The organism is Candidatus Methylacidithermus pantelleriae (genome assembly GCF_905250085.1).
GTDB lineage: Bacteria > Verrucomicrobiota > Verrucomicrobiia > Methylacidiphilales > Methylacidiphilaceae > Methylacidithermus > Methylacidithermus pantelleriae.
In genome coordinates this window covers 1-21,077 of sequence record NZ_CAJNOB010000071.1, presented here as the reverse complement: position 1 = coordinate 21,077, position 21,077 = coordinate 1, and the positions used below count along the sequence as shown (strand labels likewise).

Here is a 21,077-nt window from a genome sequence, read left to right as displayed (position 1 = left end):
GCCTCTTTCTCTCACTCCGTTGTCATTTTCAATCGTGCCTTAAACCAATCCACCGTCCAGCGAAGCCCTGTTTCAAGATCCACCTTTGGTTCCCATCCGAGAATCCTGCGTGCCCGGGTAATATCGGGTCTTCTCTGCTTGGGATCGTCTACGGGAAGCGGCTCATAAAGAATCGTGCTGGAACTGCCCGTGAGACGACGAATCAGTTCCGCGAATTCTCGAATCGTCAATTCGACCGGGTTTCCCAAATTAATCGGTTCGTGATAATCCGAACAAGCAAGGCGATAAATCCCTTCGATCAAATCCGATACGTAACAGAAACTCCGTGTTTGCGATCCATCTCCAAAAACCGTTAAAGGCTTACCCGTCAGAGCCTGGCTAATAAAGGCTGGCACAACCCTTCCATCCCGCAACCGCATCCTTGGTCCATACGTATTAAAAATCCGCGCAATATGCGTATGTACTCCATGAACCCGATGATACGCCATCGTTAGTGCTTCGGCAAAGCGTTTCGCTTCGTCATACACACCACGCGGCCCAATCGGGTTCACGTTCCCCCAATAGTCCTCAGATTGCGGATGAACAAGCGGATCTCCGTAACACTCCGAAGTCGAAGCAAGCAGGAAACGCGCTCGCTTCGCTTTCGCCAATCCTAACGCCCGATACGTCCCCAGCGACCCTACTTTGAGAGTCTGAATGGGAAGCTCAAGGTAATCAACGGGGCTGGCTGGTGAGGCAAAGTGGAATACAATATCCACCGGCCCTTCAATATCCAAATACTGCGTCACGTCCTGCACGAGGAGTTCAAACTTCGCTTCCCCCTGCAAATGTTCCACATTGGCCCGACTCCCCGTCAAAAAATTGTCGATCCCTATCACCCGATATCCTTCCGCCAACAAGCGGTCTGTCAAATGGCTTCCCAAAAAGCCTGCGGCTCCCGTGACCACCGCTGTTCTCATTTTGTCGATCGTTACCTTTTCTCCGGTTACCGGATGAGCCCCCATCTTGGACCCAACGGCCAGTAAACCCAAACGGCCTCTCCCACGACGTTTTGCTTAGGCACTGGACCCCAAAACCGGCTATCCAGACTGTCCGGGCTATTGTCGCCCATCGCCCAGTACTGCTTCGGCCCCAATACGTAAACCTCTTGCGGCGATCTCAAAAATTTTTGGCCGGGCAATACAACATAACCATGATACCCATCCTTTTTCTCCATAATCTCTCGCATTTTCTTATGGGACCAGTACGGAGATCCATTGATCAACAAATAGGGTGGCTGCAACGAAATCCTATCGCCCGGTGTTCCCACGCACCGCTTAATATAATATTGGGATCCCTCTATACCTCGTTCCCTTAACCGGAACTCAATATCTTCGATCCCCATGGTCTTAAAAACAAACGGATCCCCCTTCCTTGGCTGGCGAAAATAGTAAATCCACTTGTTCACCAAGACTTGATCCCCAGTTTGAAGGACAAAAGAAACTTTCGTTCCCGGAGCGAAATTCATCCCAGGAAAAACACCCCCTTTCGTTGCCAGCACCTGTGACGGCACCCAAATCCGTTTCCGCTCGCCGCTGTCAAGCACAAGATCGGTGTATTCAAACCAGGGACTCAATTGCCCCTCTCGCATCTCCAGAAGGGTTCCTCCTTTTTCAAAAACAATTGTATGATACGTTCTGCCAAAAACCGCGCGCTCCCAAAGCCGTTCCAAGAAGCCCGGAACCCGTTTCGGTGGAGTCAAAAGCTGGATTCCATAAAGGGTCGGTTTCATAGAATCGGTGGGAATCTTAAAAGGCTGCAGCACATAGGATCGGATTGCCAAGGCTACCGTGATAGCAACAAAGCCCACCTCAACGTTTTCCTGTAACCGCTGCCACCGACTGGAAGGGAAAAAACGTCCCGCCAATTTTTCTCCCCGCGCTACCAGAGGAGGTAGCTGCCGAGGATCCCCTTCTTGAAGGGCAATTCCAAGCTCCTGTTCATATTGGAGGATTTCCCGCAGTTCTCGATCATTCCACCGGTGCTGAAAATACAAGCGCTGGCGTTTAAAGAAGCGATAGAAATGCTTCCCCTCAACCACCGCCCGGCGCCGAGCCAGGCGAGCCTTCCAATCCTGCCAAAAACTCATGTTTCCACGTCGACTTTCAATACTTCCAGAAAAGCCTCCTGAGGAATGTTCACTCGCCCGAACGCCCTCATCCTTTTTTTACCCTCTTTCTGTTTTTCCCAAAGCTTCCGTTTTCGGGTGATATCTCCCCCGTAGCACTTGGCGGTCACATTTTTGGCCAGAGCCCTCACATCCTCGCGAGCGAGGATTTTGCCTCCCACGGCCGCCTGGATTGCCACCTTAAACAAATGAGGGGGGATCAGATCCTTGAGTTTCCCCACCAAAGCTCGACCCCGCGCCTGCGCCTTCTCTTTCGCCACAATGCAAGAAAACGCTTCCACGGGCTCTCCGTTCACAAGAATGTCGAGCTTAACCAGATCCGCAGGCCGGTATCCTGTAAACTCGTAATCCATGGACCCGTAACCGCGAGTAATGGTTTTGAGCCGATCATGAAAATCTACCAAGATCTCTGCCAGCGGGATTTCGCACCTCAAAAGGATTCTTTTTGAATCCACTGTTTCCATGCTCCGACACGTTCCCCGTTTTTCTAACACCAGTTGGAGTACGTCCCCAATACAGTCGTTTGGGACAATGAGGATAGCCTCCACATAAGGTTCCATCACCTCCTCGATTTGAGAGGGATCCGGCCAAAAGGCCGGGCTGTAAACCTCCAGGGTCTTCCCCTGGGTAAGGACAATCCGGTAGACAACACTCGGATACGTCGCGACAATTTCGACTTCATATTCCCTTCGAAGCCGTTCCTGGACAATTTCCATATGAAGAAGCCCCAAGAAGCCACATCGAAACCCGGAACCCAAGGCAACTGAATGTTCCTGGGTAAATTGCAGTGCAGCATCATTGAGCTTAAGCCGGAACAGAGCTGATTTGAGTTTCTCAAAATCGGCAGGATTAAGCGGATAAAGGCCGCTATAGACCATAGGAAGAACCCTGCGGAAACCGGGTAAGGGCTCCGGAACCGGGCATTGAGCACTCGTAACCGTTTCTCCCACGCTAACCTCTTCCGGAGATCGAATATTGGCAACGACGTACCCGGTGAACCCTGCGACCAAATGGTCAACCTCTACCGGCTTGGGCCGAAAAATCCCGACTTCTTTTACTTCGTAGGTCCGGCCGGTCGAAAAAAGAAGAATGCGATCGCCGCGGGAAATCCTTCCGCTAAAAAGACGAACGTAGAGAACAACCCCACGAAATGGATCATAAACGGAATCAAAAATGAGAGCCCGTAACAATCCGTCTTCCGGGACGGACGGCGGCGGGAACCGGGTGACGATTGCCTCTAGGACCTCGTCAATTCCGATTCCCTCCTTGGCACTGGCTAGAATCGCTTCTTCCTTTGGAATAGCAAGGATCTCTTCCAACTGGTGGCGCACCCCTTCGACGTCCGCTGTGGGTAAATCAATTTTGTTAATCACGGGTACAACCACGAGATTTTGTCGCAAAGCCAGCTGCACGTTGGCCACCGTCTGGGCCTGTACTCCTTGGGAGGCATCCACAACCAAAAGGGCTCCTTCGCACGCAGCAAGGCTTCGCGACACTTCGTACGAAAAATCGACATGTCCCGGCGTGTCGATGAGATTCAAAAGATATGTCTGACCGTCTCTTGCTTGATAGTACATGGTCACCGGATGGGCCTTAATCGTGATTCCTCGTTCTCGCTCGAGGTCCATAGCGTCCAATACCTGGTCTTCCATCTGGCGCTGGGGAATTGTGCCGGTTCGTTGCAGCAGCCGATCGGAAAGCGTTGTCTTCCCGTGGTCTACGTGGGCAATGATGCTAAAGTTCCTAACCCTAGAGGCATCCACAGCTTGGCCGAAGGAATGAAAGGAATCCTTTTCGCTCATAGTTGATGGTCGATCCGCCACAACTCCCTATCGGAGAGCTTCTTTCCTAGGCCTTTTATGGCACAATCCACCCGCCCGTGCAAACCAAGCCAGGGCATAGAAGCCATCCCCCACCAAGCTCCATTACCTGGTGGGGGATGGTTTTTGAGCTCCAGGTAAGGCGCAGAAAAAGAACATTGGTTTTTCAGTAGACTTTCCTATCCTACGTAGCTCAAACGCTATGAAAATTGCTCTTGCCTCCGACCACGCGGGTTTCCGGTACAAGGAAACCATTAAGAAGTTTTTACAGCAACTAGGGCACCAAGTCGTCGACTTTGGCACCCATTCGGAAGACCCCGTCGATTATCCTGATTTTGTTCGTCCTGCAGCCCTGGCCGTAGCGCGAGGAGAGTGCGAGCGGGGGATCGTACTGGGTGGCTCAGGAAATGGCGAAGCCATGGTGGCTAATAAAGTTCGGGGAATTCGATGTGCTCTGTGCTGGAACGAAGAAAGCGCACGACTAGCTCGGCAACATAATGACGCCAACATGCTCTCGCTGGGCCAAAGGCTTCTTCCGGAAGTAACTGCACTAGCCATTGTCCGGATTTTTTTGGAAACTCCCTTTGAGGGAGGGCGGCACATCCCCAGGCTGCAAAAAATGGAGCCACAGGAGTAATGGCGGCAGGCTCTTTACGGGCTCCAAGAGTCGTCGCGTCAGCAAAGACTCATGTTTTTCTGCCGGCCTAGGCAGCCTTCTTTGTAAAAAACTTCTCTCTCCAGTCTCAGTCTAAGGGCTCCCCAGGCAAGCTGGAGCCTCTTTTGGCACAAGGGCCTTCGGGACGCTGGACCATGATCACTCCTTTTGGGATTACCGCAAAACAAAAGGTAGTCTTCGTTTTTCCTCCCGATCATCGTAACCGAGGATCCTCGAGCTGTGTTTGTAGACCCGGGTTTTCCACAGCAGACTAGATTGTTAACGGGTAGCCGAGTATGCTGCCTCATTTGCGACTTATGCATGCATCGACCGCTGGGTGTCTTTTCACATGGACGAGAAAACTTTCGAAACCCTGGTAGAGCGTTTCTACCAACCGCTATACCGCTTTGCCCTTGCTCTGGCGAGGGATGAAGCCCAAGCAGCCGATCTTACCCAGCAGGCGTTTCTCCAATGGGCCCGAAAAGGTGAAACGCTCAAGGATCCGAGCAAAGTCAAGACCTGGTTGTTTACAACCCTCTACCGCGAATATCTGGGCCAGAAGCGACGAGAGGCACGACATCCAACGGTGGAGCTCGAACCGGCCTCCCCGGAACTTCCCACGGTGGATCCGGTAGCCTTGGCTCGCTTGGAGGCTGAGGAGGTCCTTGCGGCACTGGGAGAACTGGACGAGGTCTTTCGTGTTCCTCTCGTCCTCTTCTATCTTCAGGAGCTTTCCTATGCGGAAATTGCCCAGCTGCTGCAAGTTCCCCTGGGGACCGTCATGTCCCGATTGGCTCGAGGAAAGGAAAAATTGCGGATGAAGCTGGCGGAACGTACCTCTTATAAAAAGAAAGAGCGCGGCAAAGAAGGCGGAGGATAACCATGGAGGGAGACGAGCTTAGAAGGATGCTCTCGTCGGTTCGGCCCGGGGGACAAGATGACGGAAATCCGCAGTTCTCCGGGGTGTTTCGGCGAATGAAAGAGGACCCGGAGCTTGAGCGGTGGTTTCAATGGCAACGGGCGGTGGATCGCGTTATAGCCAGCAAGCTCTCAGAGATTGTCCCGCCTCCCAGTTTGAAACCCAATCTTCTTTCCCTCTGGCAGGAAGTACCCGCAGTCAGCTGGTGGTATCGACCTTGGGTTTGGGCAGTGGGGACGTGTGTCGTCTTTGGCTTGAGTGCGTGGTTACTTACCCTCCCTACCAACCGGGGGCTCCCCCCCTCTGTGCGTTTCGAAGAGGCCATGGTCCGGCAAATCGAGGCAACCCCTCAATTCGAAAATGTTTATCAAAGATCCGAGGAAGCCCTCCGTTGGCTCACGGAAAAACGAAAGGGGGATTCTTCTGACTTTCCCTTTACTTTGCCAGCCACTGGCGAATTTGGATGCACCACGCTTTCATGGGAAGGACATCCCGTCGCTTTAATTTGCCTTTCTTGGAGAGGCAAACATGCTCATCTTTTTGTCGTTGAGGAACAGGCCCTTGAACCTGGCGCCGCTTGGGAAAAGCCCCAGTTTCGCCGAATCGGTGCCTGGGATACGGCCTTATGGAAGCGGGATGGAAAGGTGTATCTATTGCTGGGGTTGCAAGAAGAGGGAACGGTGCGGGATTTCTTTGGTGGGTAGAGGGAGAGGCTTTTAGGCCCCGGGCGAAGCTACTCTTTACGTGTCTAGCTTTCCTTTTTTCACCTCCGGTGCGCAAATACAATCTTTGGTTTCTATTACCCAAACCGCGAGCCTGAACGACTTAGCGGGTTGAACGATTCTGCCACCTGCCCTCTCTTCCTCGATGAGATGCTTTCTGCAGACTTCCAGAGGCAGTCGCCACGGAACACCCTGACGATGGAGGCCGCCTATCCAATGACCCCTCCGCTCGCTTTTCCGGGAAAAACCGCCGGGCTACGTGGCCGACCAGCTTCACGACCCCGCTCCGTGTTTCGAGCAAAAAACTGGGGTCCCTCTCTCTTTTCCGCTTTTTTCCCGGTCACTGACCACATCCCATCAAGCCGTGTTTTTCGTGATACCGCTGGTGATACTCCTCAGCCTCGTAAAAAGGACCTGCGGGTAAAATTTCGGTCACGATCGAAGCGCTATAACGTTTTTGCGCCTCTTTTTTCCAGCGCTCTGCTTCCTCCCTTTGCTCGGGTGTATCATAAAAAATGGCTGAACGATACTGGGAACCCCAGTCGGGACCTTGTCGATGATACGAAGTGGGATCATGAATCTTTTCAAACACTTTTAGTAACATTCCATAACTCACCACTCCAGGATCATAGAGGACTTCCACTGCTTCCGCATGACCCGTTGTCCCGGTACAAACTAACCGGTAGGTCGGATTGGGAACGTTTCCCCCAGTGTACCCCACGCACGTTGCCGCCACGCCGGGTGTTTTACGAAAGGCAGCCTCGACTCCCCAAAAACATCCTGCTGCGAAAACGGCCCGTTCTACTCGATCCGGCCGGACTCCCTTAGAAACGCTTGGTGAGGTTGCATGACAGAACCGAAGAGCAAGCGAGTTGACACAATACCGTAGTCCCGTCGGCGGCGGACCATCGGGAAACCGATGACCTAGATGCGCATGACAACGGGCACAGAGGATTTCCTCACGGACCATCCCATGACTATAATCGGGTTGCGTGCGAATCGCTTCCGGCCGCAGCGCGGCATAAAAACTGGGCCAGCCGGTTCCCGAATCAAACTTGGTTTCCGAGAATAGAAGCGGAGCCCCGCAGCACACGCACACGTAGTAGCCAGGCGCGTAGTGGTGGCAATATTTGCCCGAAAACGGGGGTTCTGTGCCTTTCTCGCGAGTCACCCGATACACTTCCGAGCTAAGCACCTTTTTCCAATCCTGAGAGTTTTCCCGTGACGATTCCATCGCCGCCCCTTTTGTTTCGCCTCCTTCACCCGCTTTCGATCCCACGGCCTTTGGAAGGCCTTCTTTATGATCGCCCCAAAGGAGGGGCGCGCAAGGCCAACTTGCCCCTAAAAGGAAAGCTACAATGCCCCGAAGCCAGATCGTCACACCCCTGATCCTATCCAAACCTAAGGCCATTGGCTCAAGGCCCAAAGTTTTTTCGGGGACCGTCGCGTGTTTTGTTTAAGCGCAATAGAATGAGTAAAAAGCTTTTCTCGGTGGACGGAAAACCGAAAGCCGGATACCTGTAACTTCCAGGCTGAACAGGCGCGAAATCGCAGAAAGTCGCTTCTTGCCCCAGAGCTTAAAGGCCACCCAAGTCACAATGTTGGCTTATACGAATTGGTCGTCCTGTAACGACTGGAACAAGCCCTCTGGGATCGACGTTAACCAAGGCGTGTTCTGGCTACGCCGCGCTAGCCAAACCAAGCCTCAAGCTCCTCTACAGGCAGGCAAGCCGGCGAGGGAATCACCTTATCGGCATTTCGGAGCTTTTCTTCCGGATGTGTCGTTGTGACGGCCACCACCCGCATTCCGGCTCGTCTTGCTCCTTCCACTCCTGCCGGTGCGTCCTCTATAACAACACAGCGGCCCGCTGGGAGATCTATTTGTTTAGCTGCCCGAAGAAAGATTTCTGGATCCGGTTTCCCCATAGATACATCTTCAGCTGTGACAGCACAAGAAAAGTATCTGCATAAACCCAATGACTTAAGCCCCAAAACAAGGTTTTCCCTTGGGGTTGAAGTTGCAATAGCTCGCGGAATCGACCGGACAGCCAGCTCTTCCACAAACGAGAGAACCCCCGGCAGAAGACGAACTCCGTCTCGGAAAACCAGTTCCCGATAGAGTTCTTCCTTGCGGCGAGAGAGCGCCTCGACCTCCTCTGGGCTGTCCGCCCACCGCAAAAGATGCCCAATAATCCACTGGTTTTTTCGGCCGAAGCTTTCTTCGAACTGCCCCCTTTCCAGGGGCTTGCCCAATTCAGCAGCCAATCGCTCCCATGCCTTTCGGTGAAGAGGCCCAGAATCAACAAGGACACCATCCCAATCAAAAATGACGCCCCACTGGCCGATTTTCCTCATTCCCTTACGCTTCGCTCCATGGAGGTTGAGGCATTCGCACACCAATAACGTATGCCAAGTAGATGGCATCCAGCATGGCCCATAGAAGCTGGCACTTGAAATGCAACGCTTCTAGACACCGTTTTTGTAGCTCCCAGCTTCGAGCTCGCTCGAGGACAACGCGCAGCGCAAACTCCACATCTCTGGGAGCCTGGACCAGCCGAGTTTTCCCATATTCCAACGCTTGCTCACCCATCCAGGGATAAAACTTCCGAAAAGCTTCCAAACGCTTCTGGTGAAGTGATGGCGCAAAAAGTTCCGTTAACGAGGAGGCTACCCCTTCCAGCCACGAATGCGAGCGGCAAAACTCGACGTAGGCGTCCACCGCAAAACGCACCCCGGGTAAGAGGTACTTGTGCTGCCAGAGCTCTTTTCGACAAAGTCCCACGGACTCCCCAAGTCGCAGCCAGCGCTCAATCCCACCCTCATCTTCCATCCAACCGTCATGTTCATGGATCCTCCGGATCCACTCCCGCCGAATTTCACGGTCTGGGCATCGAGAAAGAATAGCAGCATCCTTAATGGGAATTTGCGTCTGGTAGTAAAAGCGATTGGCGACCCATCCCTGAAGCTGTTCCCGGGTAAGCTTCCCTTCGTTCATGAGGACATGAAAGGGATGCCGGTCATGGTAACTCGCTTCACCAATTGCTCGAAGCCGGGAAGCAAATTCGTCATGCGAAAGCGGTTCAGACATCTTTTTCCCTCCCTCGAGGCTTTCCTTCAACTTGTTTGCGCCCCCTGCCACTCCACGTAGCTGTGTCAGGCCTTCTTTTTTCCGGGAAAACCGGTGATTACGAAGCCCATTCCTCGTGCGATCCTTGAACCATTACCCAAAGATAAAAATTTCGCTCTCCACATCCGCCCGTTACCTCACTGAGGCGCCGCTCTTACGGGCGTCCAGCAATACCCCGCTTCCTCCAGGAATGCCTGCCAGAGACAAGCGCTTATGGCCATTCCGCGGGCATTTCACGTCCCCCGAGGCCACCTTCTGGTGCCAGCGAACAGAAGGCCGCTCGCCTCACCGTATAGCACACCCTATCGTAGGTCAACCTTCTCCAAGCGGTTCCTAAACCCACAGACAACCATTGCTCTCTGAGGGAAAAAATCGTCCGCGACGGCAGCCCAACAGCATTCCCGACGGTTCGCCTACCGGGATTTCGCTGGTAAAACCCGGATAGCGCCCCAGTCCTACGTCTTCGGGGGCAAAGGCATCGGAGCCAGTCGATTGTTTCCGGACAGAGCATGCGCTCCATGCGCCGCTTTGAGTCTCTTCTGGACCCCCATAGAAACGACCATACATATTGCGTCCCATTGCTTGCGGGTAGCGCCAAGTGAGATGACCCACGTTGCGAGTAGGCACGACTGCCTCTTGCACGGATACGCGTTCCCAGAGACCCAATCCTCTCCAGGCGAGGGCACGAGGCCGCGCGCTCGTGAGAACCCATGCCCCCGACGACGCGCGCGGTTGACCGTACCTATCAGAGACGTATAGGCCGGGTCGACTCCGATCAGCTCGACTTCGGCAGGAAAAAAGGATCGCTTTTCCCTCTTCCTCGCTCTTGCCATCGAGATTGAATCCGATCCGACGAACATCCACTAGATCGCCAAAGCGGTCCGTTTCGGCCAAGATGAAATGATCCTCGTTCCTGTCGATCCCCACCGCTGCGCCAAGGTGGGGTGTCACCAAGGAAAGAGGTTGCACCCCGACGCTCGCAAACACTCGCCACTCCTTTCGGTCCCGCTCAAAGCGGTAGCTTTACCGCAGATCCCTCCCGCTTCCAGACAAGTTTCCTTGTCTTGGTTGTCCTCTTCACCATCCGCCTGGCGGAGAGGACCTGGAGGATCGCCTCCTCGCGGTAAGGCAAACGCACGCCCTCAAGAACCAGGTATTGGCTCTGGGTCTTCCATCCGTCCGGAAGCCGCAATCGCAACCGATCGGCTGCCGTCCATGGATACCGTGGCCTGGCAAGACTGCTTGACGGCCGTCTTGTGTTTTGACCCCAGCACATAGAAACGGGTTCCTGCGCTCCAACCTGAAATCCTTCTTCCCGCCCGCATGGTTGGAGTATCCGTTTTTCTTCCAAAAAACTCTTAATGGGAAGAGGCCGCGGCAGCCCAAACAGAGGCGCACCCGCTCGGGATTTCTGACGGGGCAAGAGCACGTCAAGTTCGGTCCGCAGGATGACTAGCGGCCTTTTTTGCAAAGCGTTTTATCCTGGCTTCCTTTCCTCAAGCTCGCGGATCACCTTTTCCGCTCTCCGGAGCCCGCTCCTTAGCTTCGTCCATGAGCTGGGGCCGCCGTTGGCCCACTCCAAGCGATCTTTGCTTTGAGCTCGGACCCGGACGGCATCGAGCTCCCAGGCGGTTACACCCAACCGCTGCAGGAAAGATCGACTAAGTTTTTTTAGCGAAACACAAGCCCGCATCTGGCAGAAAAAACTCTCCTCGATCCTTCCGGAGAGCGCCGCTTAGGCATCGAACGGACAAAACCTTTACTGGTGTCAGTGTCAAAACGCGTCTCCCATGGGAAAATGGGGAGCTTACTCACAAGTGGCTGCGAGCGCCTTCATCGGCACGGTTTCGAGAAGATCCCTTCCCGTAAAGCCTGGCACACAAGGAAGCGATCCTTTCACGCAGGTCGCGCACGATATCGTCGGTCATTTGATTGGGATCCACCACCAGGATCGATCGACTCTGTACGCCCAATGCCATTTCCCGCTACTCGAAGCCCAAGCGCATCATCCGGGAGGGGTGCGCGACCACGATGACGCAGGCCTTCAGATAAGAGAGCCGCACAACGAGCCCTCTATGATGGCCGTTCCTCCCCGAGCCGCCCTCTTTGAGGGCCTTGACCATCGGTAAGGGTTTGTCTGAGAGTAAATGCGGAAAATCCAAGCCAATTATCCCTCTCCATCCAGTTTTTCATCGGCGCTGGATACCTGCGCCTAGAGGGCCACGCCGTCAGGCCGTTCCGACTCCGCATGCACACGATTATTGTCCCAGTCGGAAACTCTTCTGCGGGAACAGCCAAACGCTCCTCTTTCCACATCCGTGAAGCTGTCTCCTACCCAACACCCTGCCGCTTGGCCCACACCCTCACCCTTATTTTGACATGCTCCTATCAAAGGGCTTATGTTCGGCCGCACTCTGTAGCCCTTGGCGATCCCCCGCAGTGGGAATCCGGCACTTATCTTGTTGGGCCTCAACATAGCCTCCACCAACCAAGCTGACCAAGCGCAACTGCCCACAGGCAGCCTCAATCATGTCTCCCTTTGGCTGACGAACCGTAACCTCACAACCAGATCGTGCTAGCACGTCTCGAAAGCATTCCAGCCGGGTTGGTCTGGGTCGCTTCCATGGCAAGCCTTGGACGGGGTTATACGGGATAAGATTTAGTTTCGCCCCTGCACGGCGGGCAAGAGCGGATAGCTCACGGGCATGGTCGGGATAGTCGTTTACGTGTTCCAAGAGAATGTATTCAAACGTAAGGCAAGGTCCTTTGTTTCGTACATATGCGATGCAAGCTTCTAAAAGCTCTTGCAAAGAGTACTTGCGGGCAATCGGCATAAGCTTGCTTCGGAGGGCATCATTGGGTGCGTGCAAGGAGATTGCTAGGCGAAACGCCCGAGGGTCCTCGGCCAGTTGCCAAATTTTTGGAACCAGTCCGACGGTAGAAATAGTGATTCGTCGTGCGCCGATCCCTAGTCCCCAGGGAGAACAGAGATAGGATAAGGCGACCTGCAAGGCGTCAAAATTGGCCAGTGGCTCCCCCATTCCCATAAATACGAGGTTACCCATCGGTAAACGAGAATGCTCTTGGGCAGCAAGGACTTGGCCGACGATTTCCCCGGGAGTAAGATTGCGCTTCCAACCCATGAGTCCGCTTGCGCAGAAACGACACCCATACGCGCAGCCCACTTGCGTCGAGATGCATAACGTCCAACGCTTCGCACGCATGCCGTCCCGACCCTCACTGGCAGGGATAAGCACGCTTTCGAGCAACTGCCCATCCGAAAGACGCCAAAGAAACTTTTCCGTCCCATCCGGCGCTACTCGCCGCGTTTCCAAAGACAGAGTATGAACGCTGTATTGTTCCGACAGCCTACGACGGAGCTCCCAAGGGAGAGAAGTCATCTGCGAGAAATCAGTGACCCTTCGGCCAAAAATCCAATGGCAGATCTGGGACCGGCGGTACAAAGGCTCGGGCCCAAGATCCCACTCCTCGATGGGCCTATCCAGAATGCTTTCCATGGAAAAAATTCTTGCTAACTTGTTCTCCTTGGTTCTAGGCTCCAAGCCTCACGGATTTGCAGCCGCAGCGTGCAAATCGTTCCCAGAAAACTTTTTCTCTTTCCTTCCAGGATATAGTCGAGAAGATCTTTATACGAACATTCAATTATGAACCTCTATCTTATACGTCATGCCACCGCTGCAAAAGCCGCTGCGAGTGACGAGCAACGGGAACTTACCCAAAAAGGCAGGAAGGAGGCTCGAATCCTGGGAGAAGCATTTGCCAAAATGGCGATTCGGCTAGACTACCTCTACGCCAGTCCGCTCGTGCGGGCTCAAGAAACTGCCGAAATTCTCGCATCTACCTCAGGGTATCGTGGGGAAATTCTAACTCTGGAAGAGCTCAAAAATGGTGTGTCCACCCCAAACCTTTTGCAGGTGCTCAAACCGTTGGAAGAGGACGCCGAGGTGGGACTGGTGGGCCACATGCCAAGCCTGGCCGAGCACCTGGCCTATTTTCTGCAAGGGTCTCCGGACCGGCTCTCCTTCGATAAGGGCGGGGCGGCCTGTGTCTTCTGGGATCCCAACCATCCCCAGGAAACACAATTACGCTGGTTCGTTCGTCAGGAACAGTTGCGAGAAATGATCTAGGAGGCCATTCCGCAACGGGTAACCCTGTGTTACCCCAGCTTCGGCGAAACGCACGCTCGGTTACTCCCTAACAGGTTGTGTGGCGGTAGACCTGGGCAATATGATGCTTCTTGCGACCGTTTTCGAGGACGAGAGAGCTTTTCTCTCCTTCAGTCGTCCCATGCAGGCGATCCGCCGGTACCGATGAAAGATCCAGCTAAGGCCAAGGGTGAACCGGCCTCAGGGAGGCCGATGTATGTCGCAGTCGTATCATAAGATTGCCCAGGGAAAACAACGGCCGCTGGATCACCTTCTGTGCATTTTAGCAAGGCTTTCCTTCGGGAGTGCGTAGAGTGCGGTGTGAACGAAATGACCTCGACGAGTTCACCAGCATCCGTGACAGGATCGAATACAGCGCCTGGATAAACCAAAGGCTTCATGCCTAGCCATACCGCAAGAGGAAAGAGCCTATGGGAATCGTCGTTCGGGACGATGTGCACAAGTACAATATGTCTAGCATCTGCCATGCCTGCGGAATGACCTCTAAACCGAGCCGGACCTATCGAGGTACTGCTACCGTTGCCCGTTCGTTCGGGGGGGGTCGGCACAGACCGACGTCAATGGCGCGCTAAGCATCTACGAACGGCTATTCCAGGTATCTTCCATCAAGAGGGCGGTAACCGCGTGAGGCAGCTTATGGTCGTGTCCTCCCACCTGAAATGGCCTACGGTGCACGAACCGAAGCGCTGATTAGAGCTAGCGCGCATCCGTTTACAGGAGGCCATCCAATTCATTCGGGAGGGACGTCAGACACTGGGAAAAGTAATCCCTCTTTGCCCCATATACTTTCCCTGCCGATCCGCGTAGGAAACCTCACATAACTCTTCCGCTTTGAGAAAAATGACCTGCGCCAGCCCTTCGTTGGCGTAAATCCGCGCCGGAAGCGGAGTCGTGTTCGAAATTTCCAGGGTCGCGTACCCTTCCCACTCCGGTTCAAAGGGAGTGACATTCACGATAATGCCACAGCGAGCATAGGTCGACTTTCCCAAACAAATGGTAAGCACACCCCGAGGAATTCGAAAATACTCGACACTTCGGGCCAAGGCGAACGAATTAGGAGGGATTGTGCAAACAGAGGCTTTGACATGGACAAACGAGCGTTCATCAAAGTTTTTTGGATCCACAACCGTGTTAAACACGTTGGTAAAGACCTTGAATTCGTCAGAGACCCGCAAGTCATATCCATAACTGGACAAGCCAAAGCTAATCAGGCCTTGTCCGTCGCTTGCCTTACGAACCTGCTTATCGACAAAAGGTTCGATCATCCTCGCTTCCTTCGCCATGCGACGAATCCAACCATCTGGATAGACGCTCATAGCCACAAGAATATCCTGAGAGCCTTCCAAGATGTCTGAACTCTCCCAAGGCCAGCACCAGGGGGTTCTAGGGAATAGGGAGTCCAGCTTTCCGGGGCTTTCGCTTGAGTTACTGCATCCCCAGCCTGGCCGGAACGGCTGCGGCGACAGGCGTATCCCGTTTTCCCCTTCCACGGGGGACCGGCTCTCACGTCCACGACGTGCAGTCGCGCAAAGCCCGCCCGTCTCGCCGGTTCCTTCACCCTCAACATCGTCGGTCGCAGAAGCCATTCCGCACCCGCCCAACCCTTTCGGACTTCGTCGATATTGAGAAAATCTGGATCGCTCCGTTTGGCAAGAAACACGCGCGAAAGATCGCGCTGCACCGAGTCGATGCGACCATCACCGAGTAGGTGTCTTGTCTGCGGAAGCGCCTTTTTTCCGTAGTGGCGACTCAGCCGGTCGAATCGGCCCAGCCGGGTCTTTCGGAGATCGGTCTCGGTGAATCGGACGCCGGCATTCCCAGCCTTACCGTAAATCCCCTCCACCAGTACTCCCGGAGCGTTCACTTTCACACTCGGCCCAAAACGGTTCTGAAAGCCCTTATAGCATAACTTTTCCCCGATGACGACTCTCCCCTGCGCCCAGATGCAGTTCGCAAGATTGGCATGTGCGGTCTTCCACACGGCGGCAAGCCGTCTTCGCTCACAAGGCTCCCAACGGTTCCTGCGCTTGACAACAGCATGCTTCGCCGAGCACTCGACATCATAATTCTCAGGGTCAGTCGCCCGGCAAGACCGGTGGATGGACCCCAAGATCCCCCGCTTCTTCGCCCAACGCTGATCGACTTCCCGGCAAAGTTTTTCCAGGCTTGAACGGTATCCAAGACAAACCCCATAGCGAAAAAGCCTTAGATCGTATCCTGTGGCACTGTCTCCCACAAGCCCCACCTCCGGAACAAGTCCTTTCTCGATGAGCTACGCGTACCAACAAGCCCTGCCTCGAAAGGTCCAGCGGACGATGAGCGCGCCTTTGGTCCGGCCTCCAGCCAGATTGGTTGCCAGTCGGACTTGTCCCTGGGATCGAGCCCAAGCAGAACGACCGACCCTGCCCGGTAAATCCTTCCAAACCAGATCCTTGTAACCAATCCGCGATTCAAGTCTCAAGCTTTCTTGTAGAGCATAGAGATGGTTGCCTCTCCCCATGCTCCTAACATTAGGCGTGTTTACAGCCGCCCTTGTCGAAATGCACGTTGGCATGGTCGAAGCGGATGGCCGGAGTGGGCGGGATCCTTCCTGATGCATCCCCATGCGTTCTTTTCCCTGTAGGCCTTGCACAGCCTGAAAGATGGTGTTGGAGCACATCTGGGCATCCAACGGCGTTGCCTAGCGCAACGTGAGGTAGGTATCCCGGTGCAGGGCTACCCTGTTCCAGACGGAGTACTCGCGCACACCGGAAACGAGCCGGTTGCAAGCACCGGCGTAGACCGAACAGGGTGGAGTAAGCGGTCTTGCGTGCTCCGCCGTATTATCCCGTTGGATCGACGCCGTGGGCATCATGACTCATGGGCTTCGGGTAACATGCTGACAGCCTTCGACAGAGCGGTAGACGATCTCAGCGCTGAGACTGCCCGCCGTACCGCCGTAGTATGACGGCACGTCCGGGCGCCCGTTTTCCGGACCCAGGCGACTCCGTCTTCTAAGACGATAGTCGCCAAAAATCGCTGTACACCTTCTCCACCCACGCTCGCGGCAAGGCTATTCTAAAAAGCTCAAATAGTGGAGCCAGCGCATGTTGTGCAGCATCGATAATGGCATTGCTTCCTGCTGCGATATGGAGAGTAGCAGAAGATTCAAGAACGTCCCGTTGGGAAGGTCCTGCGCCTGGGATTGGCCAGAGCGGGTGCCGGCGTAGGACTCTGCCCTGGAGGCGCGTCCATCGAAATGCGAATTCAAGAGAGGTATTTTCGCCGGCATCGAGCTCTCTTGCAAAGGCTAAGCAGCACTTTGTCGCTTCAATCACACGCCGAATCCGCCACCGGGCGTTCAGCTCGGGCCTTGCTTGCGCTGCGTCCACTGTAACGTCTTTATCCTCTTCGAAACTTGCCTTTACATAGAAGCGGCCAATGGGCTCCATTCTCCAAAACTGGATCTTTACATCGCTGATGCGACACTCCCATCCCTCTTGATGCTTGTAGGGGTGGAACTCTGTCACATCACAAACTCTAGTGTCGAACCAAAGCGGCCAATCCGCTAGCCCAGGATGAACCGCCATTACTTTCTCAAGAAAGCGTTGGTCAGCCTCGTTCCTGGATAGTGGCGGGTTGACCATGCAAGCAGCCTCGAAAAAACCTACGTGAGCGACACCGAATTGATTTTGCGACACAGCTTCTTGGAAACGCTGTTCTCCTTCTCGGAGTAATTGTTCTGCAGTTGAGTCGGGTGTGTTTCCCTGATTCTCCTCTTGCCTGGCTGTTAGGGTTCGCATGATTACCTTCTAGAAAAGCGCCGTCCGTTGCTGATCGGTCGTGCGGTGCTTCGGGAGGTTGTGGCAAGCTGGAAAGCCGACGTATAGATATGAGAATCACCCTGCACAAGAATGCCACGACTACGCCGGCGATCCACACACCGATTCAACGGGCAACAGGCAGCGATTACGAGTTGGTGACGGCGTTTTGCGTGACTCGGGAGACGATTCGTCGGTAACGGAAGCGAGATTTCGTCGAGGATGCCAGCCACACCCCGCATCGTCTCCCGACGGCACTCAATCCAGGACAGGAAGAATTGGTGATTTACTTGCGCACACAGCCCCAGCTGCCGCTGGACGATCTGCTGGCCGTCACCAGCGAATTTATTGAACCCTCCATGAGCCGTTCGGCCTTGGGTCGGCTCCTGCGGTGTCGAGGCCACTCCCGGCTGCCTCAATCGGAAAGGCCTGCCAATCCCACCCAACCCTTTAAAGTTTACCTGCCGGGCTATTTTCATGTGAACCTCAAATACCTGCCCCAGATGGCCGACGAGACTTCTCGCCGTTATGTCTTCGTCGCCATCAATCGAGCGACTCGTTGGGCCCCCCTAGCGGTCAAGCGTGCAAAGACCCAAGCGGCCACTCGCAGCTTCCTCCACGCGCTGGCCAAGGCGGCGCCGGTGAAAATCCGAACCATCCTCACCGATAACGGCAAGGACTTTACCGATCGCGTCTTCGGCCAAGCAGCCAAGGATGCTACCAGATCCCATGAGTTTGGCGCGCTCTGCCAAGCGTGAGAATCGAGCACCGCCTGACCAAGCCGAAAACGCTCTCACCAATGGGACGGTGGAGCGCTTCAACGGAAGACGGGCACAGATCCTCCGTAGGCATCACCTCCAAAGCTCTCCGGACCTGAAAACCACGCTCGCTCCAGCGCACCTGGCTCTAGAACGAATACGTCCCTCAAAAATCGGCCCACCATCAAACCCCACTTCAGGCCCTCAAAACATGGCATCAATCCCATCCGGAGCTGTTTCAAAGAACGCTACGTAATCATACGGTATCTAACACCTAGCCACCTCCTGGATTCTATCAGTCAATTTCCGACTCGGCACGGCTGGTGTTTAAAAAATGTGTTGACGACATGATAACCCCGACCTTCGGATCACAGAACTGCCCAACATGCCCCTCTCTGCGATGACCCTTCATCCCAGAGCCGAGCTCCTTGACGGACGTAACGATGCAAAACGCCTGGCTTAAAGACAAACTCCGAGAACCCAAACCAATCGCCTCCTCTCAATCCGCTTTTGGATCAAGATGGAACACCCGCGCGTAGAGCACGATGCCATCGAGTGATGTCGCTTCGGCATGCACGATTACCATCCCGGTCGGCAACTCTCCGGCGCTAACAGCCAAACACCCCTCCTTTCACACCCGCTAACCCGTCTTACAGTCAACACTCTGCCGGTTGGCCCACGTACCCAGATCCTGAGCCTTATGCCTTGCTGTATTTCCTAGCTGTTCCCAACCCGCGAACCCTTCGATTGCCGCATCAAGGTCAGCTGGCCCAACGCCCAGCCGAAGCAAGGGCTAGAGAGGCCACGAGAAACGCCTCCAGTAGCTTAGAAAAAAATCGCCTCGTCCGCCCCGATCGTGCGCAAGGAAAACTCTGCGATAAAGCATGGAATCTTGGCCAGCATGGGATACGCTTTTCATACCGATACCTTGTTTCGCCATCTTGACCTGATCCCTATTCCTCCCGCCAAGAAGACCGACGATCACCTATTTCAGCCATCGGTCGACGGGCTTTACCCATCCCTTCCTCCGGTCCTTCGCACGCCCTACAACGGGATCCTTGCAGGAAGATACAACATCACGGTTGTGTTGCTGCAACCCGCCACCCCAACTCTTATGCCCTTGTTTTTCTACCTGGCAACTCTACCCGGTCTACTCCATGGCGTAAGCCGGGGGCTTGGGCAGCGCGCTTTTCGGCTCACTACCAACCCACCAGAACCGGCTCTGGTTCCAACCGAACCCCGAATCGATCAAAAACAGCTTTCTCAATCCTTTCCTTGAGCTCAAAAAGGTCCGCTGCCCGAGCATCGCCGAGATTGATGAGGGCCAGAGCATGGTGTTGCGAGATACCAACCCGGCCTTCCCTATGCCCCTTGCAAAAACCCGCCCTTTCGACAAGCCATGCGGCAGGAACTTTGAGTTCTCCGGTCGCTAGAGGGAAGGAGGGTGGGTCTCCCAGGCCCTCCTTCTGACAGAGCTTTGCGAGCCTGCAGAATTCTTCCTGAGTAAGACATGGGTTTTTAAAAAAAGAGCCAGCGGAGCGATACGAGTTCTGTGGACTTTCAAGAAGCATCCCTTTCCTTCTCCGAATCGCAAGCACGGCTTTTCGCACCTCCCGAAGACTCAACGGGCGACCAACAGACCGAAGATGGTGTTGAACTTCAGGATACGCAACAGTAGGAATACCCCCGGGGACTAAGGTAAACCGGAGCCGGAGGATGACGTAGCGCCCCCTAGCCACAGTGTTAAAAACGCTCCGACGGTACCCGAATTCGCACTCTGACGCCTTCATCCATCGCGTTTGGCCCTTCTCTAGATCGAGAACCTCAAGGTCCAAAAGGGTCTGAGAAGTCTCCTGCCCGTAGGCACCCACATTTTGAACGGGTGTTGCGCCGGCCGTTCCAGGAATCCCGCTCAAACATTCTACCCCGGCCGCCCCTTCCTCGACTGCCTGTGCGACAAAATCATCCCATGGCTCCCCCGCAGCAACCTCGTAAATCAAATGCTCCCCCTCGCTATATCTTCGGATTCCGCGCAGAGCCATGTGAACCACAAGCCCGTCAAATCCACGGTCTGAGAAAAGAACATTGGTTCCACCTCCCAAGACAAAGATAGGAAGGCGCCGTTTGGTCGCCCAGCGGACAGCCTCGAGAATCTCCTCTTGGGTCTTGGCTCGCACAAAAAACCGTGCGGGTCCTCCTACGCCGAGGCTTGTCCAATCTTTCAGAGGCACGTTCTCTTGGATTTCCACCTTGGGAAAGCAATCTGCTCCGATGCGTTTCTCCTGGCAACATCCCTCGGTTGCAGGAGCCATACAACCGCCTCTTCTTTTAATGAGAACTCTTAGGTTGGAGGCAAACGCAGAAGCCTTGAGCCGAGGTGAAGCGAAAGAAAGAGTGGGTTCCTCCCGTCGCGCCAGGTGTAGCCACCTTTCCGCTGCCCGCTACGTTCGCTTACTCCTTACATCTGTTGACCTAGCTGCCGACCAAACCTTGTGCTTTTTGCCGCTTGGCTCAACACAATTGAAAAAACCTTGCCAAAGTATGGCATATACCCTCCCAGCCTTACGGGAGAGAAAGCCCGGTCACGGCCGCCTGAGTCGCCGTTCTGGAAGGTCTGCGAGGGCTTGTGCCAAGTGGGAGTATGCCTTCGTGCCCCGGCAGGCAGGCCGGCATCTAGTCTGCGAGCTAGAAAATGCTCCGCCTGCCGACCCGTTTCGTAAGGGTTGAGAGTCGCTCCTGGAACGTGCCAATCGCCTCGGAAGTGATCGCAATCGAAACCATCCGACCTGACGACTGGCGGAAGTTGTGGCCAAGGAAATGTGCAGCCGAAGACAATGCCTCTCACTTTGGTCTTCTTCTCGCCTAGCGGCAGGCGCAGTTGCGCGTAGAGCTTGCGCAGCCATCGCGGCACCCGCTCAACCG

General features: G+C 54.6%; 19 protein-coding genes and 1 pseudogene. 6 read left to right on the top strand and 14 right to left on the bottom strand.

The features are described from left to right. Positions 1-11: 11 nt before the first annotated feature. Genes KK925_RS10875 through lepA form a run of 3 tightly spaced genes read right to left on the bottom strand, consistent with a single transcriptional unit; the run spans position 12 to position 3,969 of the window. Complete coding sequence (locus KK925_RS10875; RefSeq protein ID WP_174582669.1) at positions 12-959, bottom strand: UDP-glucuronic acid decarboxylase family protein; 948 nt, start codon at positions 957-959, stop codon at positions 12-14. 26 nt (positions 960-985) lie between these two features. Next, entirely contained in the window at positions 986-2,128 is a 1,143-nt protein-coding gene (lepB, locus tag KK925_RS10870; protein WP_174582635.1) for a signal peptidase I, read from the bottom strand. Next, on the bottom strand, positions 2,125-3,969 hold the full coding sequence (lepA, locus tag KK925_RS10865) for a translation elongation factor 4 (RefSeq protein WP_174582634.1): 1,845 nt from the start codon (positions 3,967-3,969) through the stop codon (positions 2,125-2,127). Before lepA ends, lepB begins: the two co-directional genes overlap by 4 nt. Before the next feature lie 220 nt (positions 3,970-4,189). Between lepA and rpiB the strand changes: the two genes are divergently transcribed. The 3 genes from rpiB to KK925_RS10850 all read left to right on the top strand — a co-directional run bounded on the left by rpiB (position 4,190) and on the right by KK925_RS10850 (position 6,265). After that, positions 4,190-4,624, top strand: a complete 435-nt coding sequence (gene rpiB, locus KK925_RS10860; RefSeq protein WP_174582633.1) for a ribose 5-phosphate isomerase B — start codon at positions 4,190-4,192, stop codon at positions 4,622-4,624. A 367-nt stretch (positions 4,625-4,991) separates the two neighbouring features. Beyond that, complete coding sequence (locus KK925_RS10855) at positions 4,992-5,522, top strand: RNA polymerase sigma factor (protein ID WP_174582632.1); 531 nt, start codon at positions 4,992-4,994, stop codon at positions 5,520-5,522. 2 nt (positions 5,523-5,524) lie between these two features. Then, complete coding sequence (locus tag KK925_RS10850) at positions 5,525-6,265, top strand: hypothetical protein (RefSeq protein WP_174582631.1); 741 nt, start codon at positions 5,525-5,527, stop codon at positions 6,263-6,265. A gap of 358 nt (positions 6,266-6,623) precedes the next feature. Here the strand turns inward: KK925_RS10850 and KK925_RS10845 are convergent, their stop codons facing one another. The 4 genes from KK925_RS10845 to KK925_RS10830 form a co-directional block, all read right to left on the bottom strand. Beyond that, positions 6,624-7,517 carry a bifunctional methionine sulfoxide reductase B/A protein gene (locus KK925_RS10845; RefSeq protein WP_174582630.1) on the bottom strand — a complete coding sequence of 298 codons (894 nt, stop codon included), beginning with the start codon at positions 7,515-7,517 and terminating at the stop codon, positions 6,624-6,626. A 455-nt stretch (positions 7,518-7,972) separates the two neighbouring features. After that, positions 7,973-8,638 carry an HAD family hydrolase gene (locus KK925_RS10840; protein ID WP_174582629.1) on the bottom strand — a complete coding sequence of 222 codons (666 nt, stop codon included), beginning with the start codon at positions 8,636-8,638 and terminating at the stop codon, positions 7,973-7,975. A 4-nt stretch (positions 8,639-8,642) separates the two neighbouring features. Then, positions 8,643-9,371 carry a pyrroloquinoline-quinone synthase PqqC gene (gene pqqC, locus KK925_RS10835; protein WP_174582628.1) on the bottom strand — a complete coding sequence of 243 codons (729 nt, stop codon included), beginning with the start codon at positions 9,369-9,371 and terminating at the stop codon, positions 8,643-8,645. A 372-nt stretch (positions 9,372-9,743) separates the two neighbouring features. Further along, complete coding sequence (locus KK925_RS10830) at positions 9,744-10,397, bottom strand: hypothetical protein (RefSeq protein ID WP_174582627.1); 654 nt, start codon at positions 10,395-10,397, stop codon at positions 9,744-9,746. Positions 10,398-11,200: 803 nt separating this feature from the next. On the opposite strand from KK925_RS10830, the gene KK925_RS10825 reads away from it, so the two are divergent. Beyond that, positions 11,201-11,539 (top strand): hypothetical protein, encoded by a 339-nt coding sequence (locus KK925_RS10825; protein ID WP_174582626.1) that lies wholly within the window; start codon positions 11,201-11,203, stop codon positions 11,537-11,539. Positions 11,540-11,779: 240 nt separating this feature from the next. Here the strand turns inward: KK925_RS10825 and rlmN are convergent, their stop codons facing one another. After that, positions 11,780-12,928, bottom strand: a complete 1,149-nt coding sequence (gene rlmN / locus KK925_RS10820; RefSeq protein ID WP_174582625.1) for a 23S rRNA (adenine(2503)-C(2))-methyltransferase RlmN — start codon at positions 12,926-12,928, stop codon at positions 11,780-11,782. A gap of 147 nt (positions 12,929-13,075) precedes the next feature. Here rlmN and sixA point away from each other — a divergent pair, with 147 nt between their 5' ends. Next, entirely contained in the window at positions 13,076-13,558 is a 483-nt protein-coding gene (gene sixA / locus KK925_RS10815; RefSeq protein ID WP_174582624.1) for a phosphohistidine phosphatase SixA, read from the top strand. A gap of 785 nt (positions 13,559-14,343) precedes the next feature. On the opposite strand, the gene dcd is transcribed toward sixA, so the two are convergent. The 5 genes from dcd to KK925_RS10790 all read right to left on the bottom strand — a co-directional run bounded on the left by dcd (position 14,344) and on the right by KK925_RS10790 (position 17,379). Then, positions 14,344-14,913, bottom strand: coding sequence for a dCTP deaminase (dcd, locus tag KK925_RS10810; RefSeq protein WP_174582623.1), 570 nt, complete (start codon positions 14,911-14,913; stop codon positions 14,344-14,346). After that, positions 14,910-15,833, bottom strand: a complete 924-nt coding sequence (locus tag KK925_RS10805; RefSeq protein WP_214096517.1) for a hypothetical protein — start codon at positions 15,831-15,833, stop codon at positions 14,910-14,912. Before KK925_RS10805 ends, dcd begins: the two co-directional genes overlap by 4 nt. 36 nt (positions 15,834-15,869) lie before the next feature. After that, on the bottom strand, positions 15,870-16,058 hold the full coding sequence (locus KK925_RS10800) for a hypothetical protein (RefSeq protein ID WP_174582622.1): 189 nt from the start codon (positions 16,056-16,058) through the stop codon (positions 15,870-15,872). 219 nt (positions 16,059-16,277) lie between these two features. After that, on the bottom strand, positions 16,278-16,448 hold the full coding sequence (locus tag KK925_RS10795) for a hypothetical protein (RefSeq protein WP_214096516.1): 171 nt from the start codon (positions 16,446-16,448) through the stop codon (positions 16,278-16,280). Between the two features lie 142 nt (positions 16,449-16,590). Then, positions 16,591-17,379, bottom strand: a complete 789-nt coding sequence (locus KK925_RS10790; protein WP_174582620.1) for a hypothetical protein — start codon at positions 17,377-17,379, stop codon at positions 16,591-16,593. A gap of 89 nt (positions 17,380-17,468) precedes the next feature. On the opposite strand from KK925_RS10790, the pseudogene KK925_RS10785 reads away from it, so the two are divergent. Further along, positions 17,469-18,433, top strand: a pseudogene (locus KK925_RS10785) (DDE-type integrase/transposase/recombinase). A gap of 921 nt (positions 18,434-19,354) precedes the next feature. Here the strand turns inward: KK925_RS10785 and KK925_RS10780 are convergent. Beyond that, the gene (locus tag KK925_RS10780; RefSeq protein ID WP_174582619.1) at positions 19,355-20,467 is read right to left on the bottom strand and encodes a UDP-N-acetylmuramate dehydrogenase; all 1,113 of its coding nucleotides are present in this window, start codon (positions 20,465-20,467) and stop codon (positions 19,355-19,357) included. Between the last annotated feature and the right edge of the window lie 610 nt (positions 20,468-21,077).